This is a genomic window from Streptomyces sp. NPDC054932 (genome assembly GCF_053610205.1).
In genome coordinates, this window is sequence record NZ_JBSGXU010000316.1 from 1 (window position 1) to 5,634 (window position 5,634).

A 5,634-nucleotide genomic window follows, 5' to 3' on the forward strand; every position below is an offset into this window, starting at 1 on the left:
CCGCAGGACGAGCGCGCAACCACCCCGCACAGCCGAGAAGAGCCCGCGCGCGCCGAGCCGAGGAGACACCCCGGCACGGCACCACGCACCGACCCGACACCGACACCGCCGAGCCGCCCGCAGGGCAGGACGCCCTGGGCGGCGTACCGGTGCCGGCTTCCCGTCGAACGCTTCGGAAGGAACCACGGAGAGGGCATCAACGTCGTAGATGATATGAAGATAAAGCGCCTCATTGCCGAGCAGATCGGACCCAAGGATTCCGCCGGCCCCGGTGCACCGGGCGCCCCTTCCGCACCCCCGTCCTCACCCGAGGCGGCTCCCCCGCCGCCCTCGCCGTCCGCCCCCACCGACGGTGGCGGCATCCCGTGCGTGGACTGAAACCCCTGACGACGGCGGGCGCCCGCCGCCGCACCGAGGCGCTGCTCCTGGTCTTCGTCATCGCCATCGCCGTGTTCGGGCATGCCGCCGCGGGCCTGGCCATGAACGACGAGCTGCCGCCCAACCTCCCCGGCTTCACCATCAGCCTCACCCTGCTGTCGCTGGTGGGACATCTGGGCGTGCGCCGTTTCGCGGCCTACGCGGACCCTCTGGTCCTCCCGCTCGCCATGCTGCTGACCGGCCTCGGACTGGTACTGCTGCACCGGCTCGATCAGGGCTACATCGAGCGCTACAACTCGGACGCGAACGCCCCCGGCCAGCTGTTGTGGACGGTGGTCGGGGTCGCCGCCTGCCTGCTGGTACTGGCGCTGCTGCGCGACCACCGGCTGCTGCAGCGGTTCATCTACATCACGATGGCCGGCGCGCTGGTCCTGCTGATCGCGCCCGCCTTCTTCGGCGCGGACACCTACGGCGCGAAGCGCTGGATCAAACTCTTCGGGTTCTCGCTGCAGCCCGGCGAGTTCGTCAAGATCATGATCGCGATCTTCTTCGCCGGATACCTGGTCATCCACCGGGATTCGCTGGCCCTGACGGGCCGCAGGTTCCTGGGCATGCAGCTGCCCCCGATGCGCCAGCTCGGGCCGATCATCACGGTGTGGATCGTCTCGATGCTGGTCCTGGTCTTCGAACGCGACCTCGGCACCTCGCTGATCTTCTTCGGCGTGTTCGTGGTCATGCTGTACGTCGCCACCGAGCGCACGAGCTGGATCGTCTGCGGTGTGCTCATGGCCTCGGCGGGCGCCTTCGTGGTCGGCTCGACGGAGCCGCACGTCAAGGCGCGCGTGGCCGCGTGGCTCAACCCGCTGTCGTACTACTGGGAGAACCGGCCGGAGGGAGTCACCTCCGACCAGTCGGCGCAGGCGCTGTTCAGCTTCGGCACGGGCGGCGTCTCCGGCACCGGGCTGGGCATGGGCCACCCCGAGCTGATCGCCTTCGCCGGGCGCAGCGACTTCATCCTGACCACGGTGGGCGAGGAGCTCGGCCTGGCCGGGGTCATGGCCGTACTGATCCTCTACGCGCTCCTCGTGCAGCGGGGGCTGCGGATGGCGCTCGGCGCCCGCGACCCGTTCGGCAAACTGCTCGCGGTGGGCCTGGCCGCGGCGCTGGCCCTGCAGGTGTTCGTGGTCGCGGGCGGAGTGACGGGCCTGATCCCCCTGACGGGCAAGGCCCTGCCCTTCCTCGCCAAGGGCGGCTCCTCCCTCCTGGCCAACTGGATCATGATCGCGCTGCTCCTGCGCATCAGCGACAGCGCGGAACGCCAACGCGAGGCGGACACCCACGGCCCGGCGGAAACAACGATCACGGCGGGGGCGGGGGCGGGGGTTTAGGGGGCGGGGCGGTGAGCGGGAGCCACTCGGGCAGTGGTCAGGGATGTGTATGGGGGTTTCCCGTCAGTCCCATCGTCTCTCCGTGTCGGGCCGGCCCCTCAAGGGCGCTCGTTCCTCGCGTCGCTGCGCGATGGCCTTCGGCCACCCTTGACCGCCCGTCCCGCCCCGGACATACGAAGACTGCCGGGAAACCCCCAAAGGAACGGGCCGGTCCAGGCTTTCAGGGGCGGGGCGGTCGGAGATGGGCGGCTTGGTCGGGGGAGGCGCGTCCAATCGCTACGCGCTCCTCATCTCTCAGCGTCCGACAGCCGTCTTGGGCTGGACACAGGCCGCCCACGAGCCGTGGACGCTTCCCTCTGACCGCGACCGGCGGCCGGACTGACCGCCGGCACTTCACCCATTCCGTAGTGAATCCGGGTCAGGGCGAGGACGACTCCACGAACCGGCGCCCAAAGAGGTGCAATTAGGGCAACCGATTGCCCTCAGGAAGTGCGACCTGGCCGAGGACATTTGCCACCCACGACCCAGACGGCCCGTTCGAGGCTGACCGCACGATTCCCCGGAGAGCTGGACCAACCGTCAGTCGGCCGCCTCGACATTGGCGACCGAGGTGGTGAATTCACGACCGGACGCACCACGGATGTAGGCCAACTCCATCCAGTGCTCAACATGGGCGTCCGAGACGTTCTCATTGATCACGGCCATCAACTCGCCCTCGACGCCTGAAGCGATGTCGCGAACACGGTGGCGCAGGAGCCGGTGCGGCACATATTCGTACTGCTCACTCATCGGACCCCCCTCGCAGAGTGCCGAGGAAGCGCTCCCAGCCGACCAGCGCCCGGTCCAGCAGATCCTCACTGGGCTCACATATGGCCGGCGCCCTCACCAGGGGAACGTCTTCCGCGTCGGCGTGCCCACCTACGGCCCTAGGGTGTCTAGAGAGGAGAAGGAGTGATCGGTTTCATGACCAGCCAGGGCAGCACCCGTCAGCCGAAATACCGGCGGATCGCCGATGCTCTGAGGACGGCGATCCAGGCGGGCGAGTACGGTCCGGGCGACCGGCTGCCGGGTGAGAACGACCTCATGGCCACCTACGAGGTCGCGCGGATGACCGCACGTCAGGCCCTCGGCGTACTGCAGAACGAAGGACTCGCGGAGGCCCGGAAGGGTGCCGGCGTCTTCGTCCGGGCGTTCAAGCCCCTGCGGCGGCGCGGCATCCAGCGCCTGGCCCACGAGCAGTGGGGGTCGGGCCGCTCCATCTGGTCCGTCGACGCCGAGGACCGCGAGCTGGTCGTCGACGGGATCGACGTGCGTGAGGAAGAAGCGGAAGGCCGCGTCTGCGACGCGCTCGGCGTTCCAGCAGGAACGCGCGTGTGGGTCCGCAGCCGACGCTTCGTGCTTGACGGCAGACCTGTTCTCTTCGCGGTGTCGTACCTGCCGTCGGACATCGTTGCTGGCTCTGCCATCGCTGAGGCCGACACCGGACCCGGCGGAACGTACGCGCGCCTGGCAGAGCTGGGGCACGAGCCCGTCCACTTCCGGGAGGAAATCCGCTCCCGGATGCCTTCGGCCGACGAGGCCGAGCGGCTGTCGCTCTCCATGGGCACGCCTGTCATCCAGATCGTCCGTACCGCGTTCACCGAGGGCGGGCGAGCCGTTGAGATCAACGAGATGACACTGGACTCCGCTTCCTACGTCCTGGAGTACGACTTCGACGCCGGAGCCTAGAAGGGGGGACAGTCGCTGTACTCCGTCGGCGGTGGCGGCGGGAGCTGGGGGCGGGAGGTGCGCAGGAGGGTCACCGCCTCCTCGACGCGGCCCAGGTCGACCAGGAGGGGGCCGAGGAGCCACTTGTGCTCCAGGCGGTCCGTGTCCAGGAGGGCGACGGCCTCCTCCGTGCGTCCCGCTCCGGCCAGGAGGCGGGCCAGGCTTTCCACCGCGTACGGGCCTCCGCCCTCGGGGTGTGCCCGGGCGTCCGTGACCGCTTCGTCGAGTCGCCCGCAGGCGGCCATGAGCGGTGCCCGCAGCCGGAACAGTTCCCACTCCTCCCTGCCCCGCCGGGCCTTCAGGGCGTCGAGGTGGGCCAGTCCCTCCTCGGCCCGGCCTTCGGCGGCGTACAGCTCGCACAGCGGGTCGACGATCCAGTCCTCAGAGCTGTCCAGCGCGCGTATGGCCTCGATGGCCTCGGCGCCCCGCCCGTGCCGGGCCAGGAGCTCGGCGAGCAGGATCTGCGTCGTGCAGCGGTCCTCATCCGAGTGGTTCCGGTACGCGTCGACCGCGCCCGCCACGTCTCCGCGCGCCTCCAGCAGTTCCGCAAGCTGCTGGGCGGCTTCCCACGGGCCCGTGGCGGCCGCGTACGCGCGCAGCTCGTCGATCCGGTCGTGTCGGACCAGCAGGTCGGCCAGCGGGTCACGGTTGTTGACGACCACGGGGTCTGACGATAGGAGCACCGCGATCGCTTCGTCCGTCCGGCCCTGCTTCTCGCGCACGGACGCCAGGAGGTTCACCGCGTTGAACGGCTCCCTGTACGTCCCTCCGCACTCCGGGCTGTCGCAGTGTGCGCAGGGGGTTCCGGGGACCAGGCACGCCTCCAGCAGCTCCGCGACCTCGTCGCCGCGTCCCAGCCCTGCGCCCACTTCCACCAGTGCCTCGGCGATGAGCCAGTCGGTCATGTGCGGGACGAGCAGCCCGTACGCCTCCTCGCCCCGTCCGTGCCGCGCCAGCAGCAGAGCCAGGTCCCGCAGAGCGCCCCGCTCCCCGTCCGGCACGAAGGGGCGGACGAGTGCGATGGCCTCGTCGCCCCGGCCCCCGGCGTCCAGCAGGCGCGCGGCCTCCGCAACCGCCGTCCACCAGCCGGTGCCGACGTACGGGGCCAGTACCTCAAGGGCCTCGTCCAGCTCGCCCCGGCCGGCCACCAGACGCGCCCAGGCGCGGGCGCAGAACCAGTCGCCGTCCTCCGCCACGGCCTGCCCGTGCACCACGTCGGCGTACCCGAGGGCGAGGAGGCGGTCGACGAGGTCCGGTGGCACGCACTCGTCGTGCGCGTCGGTCCTGCGGTGAAGTACGGCGGCGTCCATGGCCGAACCCTAAAGGGCGCTCGTCCGACCCCCCGTTCGCACGACCGGACGAGGTCCCTTCCGGTGATTGCCGGCGCCGCGCGGGCCAAGTACGTGCCGGGCCGGGTACGCCCTCTTCGCAACGACGCCGAGCCCCAGGAGATCAACCATGTACGCAGCAGTCCGGCGGTACGAAGGCGTGACCGACCCGGCCGAAGCCGGGCGCCTCGTCGACGAGGGGTTCGTGCCGATCATGCGCCGGGTCCCCGGATTCGTGGCGTACTACTGGGTGGACGCCGGGGGCGGGGTGATGGTTTCCACCAGCGTCTTCCAGGATCGTGCGGGCGCCGACGAATCGATCGAGAGGGCTGCGCAATTCGTACGCGAGAACCTGGCCCAGTTCCTGCCCAATCCTCCGCAGGTCACCGCCGGCGAGGTCGTTGCCTCCGCCTAGAGCCTGCTGCCCGCCCCGCCCCGGGAGGTCGTCGGACGCCCTCGGCCGGCGGGCGGCTCATGCCCGGCCCAGGACGGCCTGGAGACGCTGAGACGTGAGGAGCGCGTAGCGATCGGACGCGCTCCTCCGACCCGGCAGGGCTGCCGCATGGGCCCGTCTGCCGGTCGTGCCCACCCCGCCCCCGCCGGGGTCTCTGGCCGCCCCGTCCTGATCCTTGAAGGCCCGGCCCGTTCCTTTGGGGGTTTCCCGGCAGTCTTCGACTTTCCGGGGCGGGACGGGCGGTCAAGGGTGGCCGAAGGCCATCGCGCAGCGACGCGAGGAACGAGCGCCCTTGAGGGGCCGGCCCGACACGGAGAGA

At 70.5% G+C, this 5,634-nt stretch carries 5 protein-coding genes; 3 read left to right on the forward strand and 2 right to left on the reverse strand.

The window, feature by feature from the left end:
- The first annotated feature begins 365 nt into the window (after positions 1–365).
- Entirely contained in the window at positions 366–1,766 is a 1,401-nt protein-coding gene (locus ACWGE1_RS39745; protein WP_453425342.1) for an FtsW/RodA/SpoVE family cell cycle protein, read from the forward strand.
- 579 nt (positions 1,767–2,345) lie between these two features.
- On the opposite strand, the gene ACWGE1_RS39750 is transcribed toward ACWGE1_RS39745, so the two are convergent.
- Complete coding sequence (locus tag ACWGE1_RS39750) at positions 2,346–2,555, reverse strand: hypothetical protein (RefSeq protein ID WP_453425343.1); 210 nt, start codon at positions 2,553–2,555, stop codon at positions 2,346–2,348.
- Between the two features lie 174 nt (positions 2,556–2,729).
- On the opposite strand from ACWGE1_RS39750, the gene ACWGE1_RS39755 reads away from it, so the two are divergent.
- A complete protein-coding gene (locus tag ACWGE1_RS39755) occupies positions 2,730–3,494 on the forward strand; it encodes a GntR family transcriptional regulator (protein WP_453425344.1) in 765 nt (254 codons plus the stop codon).
- Here ACWGE1_RS39755 and ACWGE1_RS39760 read toward each other — a convergent pair.
- Positions 3,491–4,843 (reverse strand): tetratricopeptide repeat protein, encoded by a 1,353-nt coding sequence (locus ACWGE1_RS39760; RefSeq protein ID WP_453425345.1) that lies wholly within the window; start codon positions 4,841–4,843, stop codon positions 3,491–3,493. The two genes, ACWGE1_RS39755 and ACWGE1_RS39760, sit on opposite strands and share 4 nt — an antisense overlap.
- Before the next feature lie 148 nt (positions 4,844–4,991).
- On the opposite strand from ACWGE1_RS39760, the gene ACWGE1_RS39765 reads away from it, so the two are divergent.
- A complete protein-coding gene (locus ACWGE1_RS39765; RefSeq protein WP_453425346.1) occupies positions 4,992–5,276 on the forward strand; it encodes a hypothetical protein in 285 nt (94 codons plus the stop codon).
- Positions 5,277–5,634 lie beyond the last annotated feature (358 nt).